At 64.6% G+C, this 4007-nt stretch carries 4 protein-coding genes; 1 reads left to right on the forward strand and 3 read right to left on the reverse strand.

Features of this window, described 5'->3' with window-relative positions:
* Positions 1-327: 327 nt before the first annotated feature.
* Entirely contained in the window at positions 328-1380 is a 1053-nt protein-coding gene (locus tag GF399_10715; protein MBD3400787.1) for a hypothetical protein, read from the reverse strand.
* 126 nt (positions 1381-1506) lie between these two features.
* Here GF399_10715 and GF399_10720 point away from each other — a divergent pair, with 126 nt between their 5' ends.
* Positions 1507-1857, forward strand: coding sequence for a cupin domain-containing protein (locus tag GF399_10720; GenBank protein MBD3400788.1), 351 nt, complete (start codon positions 1507-1509; stop codon positions 1855-1857).
* Positions 1858-2662: 805 nt separating this feature from the next.
* On the opposite strand, the gene GF399_10725 is transcribed toward GF399_10720, so the two are convergent.
* On the reverse strand, positions 2663-3610 hold the full coding sequence (locus tag GF399_10725) for a UDP-2,3-diacylglucosamine diphosphatase (GenBank protein MBD3400789.1): 948 nt from the start codon (positions 3608-3610) through the stop codon (positions 2663-2665).
* A 105-nt stretch (positions 3611-3715) separates the two neighbouring features.
* Positions 3716-3988 carry a hypothetical protein gene (locus GF399_10730; GenBank protein ID MBD3400790.1) on the reverse strand — a complete coding sequence of 91 codons (273 nt, stop codon included), beginning with the start codon at positions 3986-3988 and terminating at the stop codon, positions 3716-3718.
* Between the last annotated feature and the right edge of the window lie 19 nt (positions 3989-4007).

Genomic DNA, 4007 nt, shown 5'->3' on the forward strand with positions numbered 1-4007 from the left:
GGTTTCAGGGTGGGGTCGACGGCGACCTTGGGGAACGGCCGGGGGCACGGAGCAAACTTGCGGTTCGCCGGCGGCGGGAGCGGTGCTCGATGCAGGTTGCCTGCGAAGGATCCCGGCCCGGTGGGCTGCAGGGCCGACGCTAGAATGACCACTCCCGGACTCGATGAAAGATCCCGGCCCGGTGGGCTGCAGGAGCAGCGGCCTGTTACGCAACCGTTAGTATAGCCGGAAAGAATGCGGGTTTCCAGGTCGCGGGCGCGGGTTTATCGGCCCGCGGCGGTGGGTTCGGCCGGGCGGGCGGGTCCGTCGCCGAAGCGCTCGGGAGGACTACAGCAGCGGCTCCAGGCGCCGGGTGACCTCGCCGGCCAGCTCGGCCAGGCGCAGGTCGCCGGCGGGCGACTCGGCGCCCTCGACGAGGTAATTGAGAAAGATCGAGCCGTGGTGCAGCAGGGCCGTGGCCAGCAGGGCGGCCTCGTCGGAGCCGGCCCCGGACTCCCGGGCGCGCTCCAGGCGCAGTACCAGGGTGCCGAAGGGCTCGACGCCGTAGTCGGCGCATTCCAGCCAGTTCTGTTCGAGGGCGGACAGGTGCATCAGCACCAGGGAGCTCTGGAAGGGCTTCTCGGCGGCGCGCGCAGCGGCCAGTTCGCCCAAGGCGGTGCGGGTCTCGACGGACAGGCTGCGGGCCAGCTCGATCACCCGCTCGGTCAGCGGCTCGAGGGGGTTGAAGGTCAACAGGCGCCAGGCCGTCTCGGCGGCTACGCCGTGGGCCAGCTCGTCGACGGGCAGGTGCAGGACGACGGTCGTCAACAGGTCGTCGGTCAGCTCCCCGGGCCCCAGGCGTTCCAGCAGACGACGGGCCAGGAAGGCGTTGCCGTGGAGGTAGAAGGCGGCGGAGAGCAGCCCCCGGTATTCGACGTCCGTGGTATCGGCGTAGGCGTCGATCAGCGGCTGCCAGGCCGGATCGCCGATGCGCGACAGGGTGAAGACCACATCGGCGACGTACTCGGTCTGCGGGTTCAGGTGTTCGGCGAGGGGCGGCACCGCCGGGGCGCCGATGCCGATCAGCACCTCGGCGGCGGCCTGGGAGCGGTCATCGTCGTCGCCCAGCAAGGGTTCGAGGAGGCGGCGGGCCGCCGGTTCACCCATCCGCTCCAGCAGGCGGGAGACCGCCCCCCGGTCGGCGGGATCGTCGAAGGCCGGCAGCAGGACGTCGAGGGCCTCACCGCCCCCGGCGACGAGTTCATCACCGGCCTCGGCGGCCTCTTCACCCCCGGCCAGGTAGAGCTCGAGCAGCTCCGCCGGCTCGCGGGAACAGCCGCAGAAAAGCAGGAGCAGCAGGGGCAGAAACTTGACTGCGAAGCCTGGGGTGGTTAATCTCATCACGACACCAACCCGTTTCGAGCGGGGGGGCGGGGGCAAAGGGCGGTCGGCGGTCGGTTAATCCGCCGCGGATACCGTCCGGCTCCAACTCCACCGGGAAGGACAACCGTGCGTATCAAGAGCCTGATGAATTCCAAGAAGGTCGTCGCCGGCGACGGCACCCACCTGCGCGAGCTGATCAACGCCCACAACGACGAGGGCTTCGCCGGACGCTACAGCCTGGCCGAGGCCATCCTGCTGCCCGGCAAGGCCTCCAAGCGTCACCGCCTGACCTCCAGCGAGCTGTACTACGTGGTGGCGGGGGCGGCGATCATGCACATCGACGACGAGACGGCGCGGATCGAGGAAGGCGACTGCGTCGACATCCCGCCGGGGGCGATCCAGTGGGTGGACAACCGCGAGGGTTCCGAGCCCTTCGTCTACCTCTGCATCGTCGACCCGGCCTGGCGCCCCGAAGACGAGGAGATTCTGGAGTAGCGCCCATCGCCGTCACTCCCCCGCTTCGCCGCTGCGTGCGTTTGTCGCCGTGCGCGGTCGGGGGTTCTCACCGCCCCGGCCGGCGCCGTCACGGTTTTTGCAGCGCTCCGCCGTCCGCCGGGGGCGTCCGGCGGAGGCAAAAACCGCGCCGGCGCCTCCCGTCGGGCAACGCGGGGTATGCCTCTAATCCATTCGACGAGCGAGCGGTTACGGTTCCGCTCGCAACTCTGAGCAACACAGCGCCCGCGGCCGTCCGTCTGTCCCTGTGGCTGGTGCGGACGGCCAGTCCTGCGTAACCGGTTCCTTGCTTGCCACCAGCGACTTGATCAGCTGCTTCGGCGGTGGGAAAATACACTACACCAAGCCGAAAGGGTTACGGTATCACCCAGGCTTCAGGACCATTGCGCTCGGAGTAGATACCGCCGTCGCAAATCGCCGCGAAGGCAGCTAGAGGTCCGCGGGAGCCTCGGCTCAACTGACGGCTGGTGACAGTGGCCGAGGATCCGTTTCAACTGCTTGGTACAACATGATGTGGGATTTGACGATCCCCGATGAGCTGTCGGGTACCGGGCGGTGGAGCGGGCAGCCCCGGGTTGCCGCAATCAGTTCCACGACATTACGCGATTCGAGACCCGGCACAACCCCACGTGACAATGTGCACGAATTGGTATCTTCCAGCCGCCGTTCTCACTCAGTCTACGTTAAAATGTTCCGTTGGCGTTGAGTGATTCCCTTGTTTGATTCCAGTGAAGCCTACCAGCCCTAGCCGCTGTCCCTATCCGCTGTTCAGCTTTGGCGTCGATCCCTAGTCGAACGGCCCCTCTCGCTCTCCCAGTCGCTCTCCCAGCACGTCGCCCCAGCGGGGGCGGCGTTTTATCGTCGGGCGCTCGGGGATGCTCAGCTCGGCCTGGACGTCGTCGGCGGGTTTGCCGCGGTGCCAGACGGGCCAGGTGACCAGGCTGAACTTGCCGTCGTAGTCCTCGCAGATCGCGGTGTAGGACTCGACCCAGTCGCCGGTGTTGAGGTACTCGACGCCGCGGAGGCGCTTGAGGGCGGGGATGTGGATGTGGCCGCAGATGACGCCGTCGTAGCCCCGTTCCCGGGCGGCGGTGGTCAGGGTCAGCTCGTAGTTCTTGATGATCCGCTGGTAGTTGCGGGTCCCCTTCTTTATCTTGGCCGAGAGGGAGTAGTTACCGCGGCCCGTCTTGCGGCGGAACCAGTTGTAGAGGTGGTTGAGGGCCAGCAGGTAACGATAGAAGCCGGCGGCGATGATCGAGGCGCCGCGGTGCTTCTGGATCAGCATGTCGAAGTCGTCGCCGTGGAGGACCCAGTAGCGTCCGCCGGCGGCGGAGACGTGGTCAGCGGTGCGGCGGATCTCGATCCCGCCGAAGTCCACCGGGGCGAAGTCGCGGAAGAAGTCGTCGTGGTTGCCGGGGATGTAGATCACCCGGCTGCCGTACTTGACGAAGGACAGCAGCTTGCGCAGGATGACGTTGTGTTCCCAGCTCCAGCCCCACTTCTGTCCCAGGACCCACATATCGATGATGTCGCCGACGAGGTAGAGGTGGTCGGTTTCGATGGAGTAGAGGAAGTCGAGGAGGATGCGGGAGTTGGCGCCGCGGATACCCAGGTGGGTATCGGAGATGAAGACGGCGCGGTATTTGGTCTTGTCGAGACGGCCGTAGGGCACGGCGCCGGGCGGGGTGTCCGGGCCGAGGCGCGGGCTGCGGAATGGGGGACGTTGCTGGTTCATCGTTTCTCCGGGTCGCGGCGCTGACCGCTGGGTTCTTCAGCCGCCGCTCGGCTCCCTTCCCCGGTCGAGTTTAACACGTGACAATCCGCAGTGTTTAAGAGTTATTCAATATTGTGTTGTTCCTAATTCAGCGTCCGTCATACGTTTAAATTCATAAAGGTCGGTTGCAGCCATTAACTCTTGACTAATATCACCTAGATAAGCTTGCTGAAACAGAAAAGACAACATTCTTATAAGACGTTCGATAATAATCGTTAAGTCATTAAGTATCCATTCTTTCATTTTATTGTGGTAAGGCCTATGAGGTTGCTGTGATGTGTGTGGGTTCTTTGATAATCTTTCTTCGTTCAATCTAAAAGTATCATCAATTTCTTCCATTTGTTTATCCTGCCAATCA

It is taken from the genome of Candidatus Coatesbacteria bacterium, from assembly GCA_014728225.1.
In the GTDB taxonomy this organism is placed as follows: Bacteria; RBG-13-66-14; RBG-13-66-14; order RBG-13-66-14; family RBG-13-66-14; genus WJLX01.

Bases quoted from the DNA above. Each gene is read 5' to 3' on its own strand.
- GF399_10715 (MBD3400787.1), bottom strand. From the start codon at position 1,380: ATGAGATTAACCACCCCAGGCTTCGCAGTCAAGTTTCTGCCCCTGCTG.
- GF399_10720 (MBD3400788.1), top strand. From the start codon at position 1,507: ATGAATTCCAAGAAGGTCGTCGCCGGCGACGGCACCCACCTGCGCGAG.
- GF399_10725 (MBD3400789.1), bottom strand. From the start codon at position 3,610: ATGAACCAGCAACGTCCCCCATTCCGCAGCCCGCGCCTCGGCCCGGAC.
- GF399_10730 (MBD3400790.1), bottom strand. From the start codon at position 3,988: ATGGAAGAAATTGATGATACTTTTAGATTGAACGAAGAAAGATTATCA.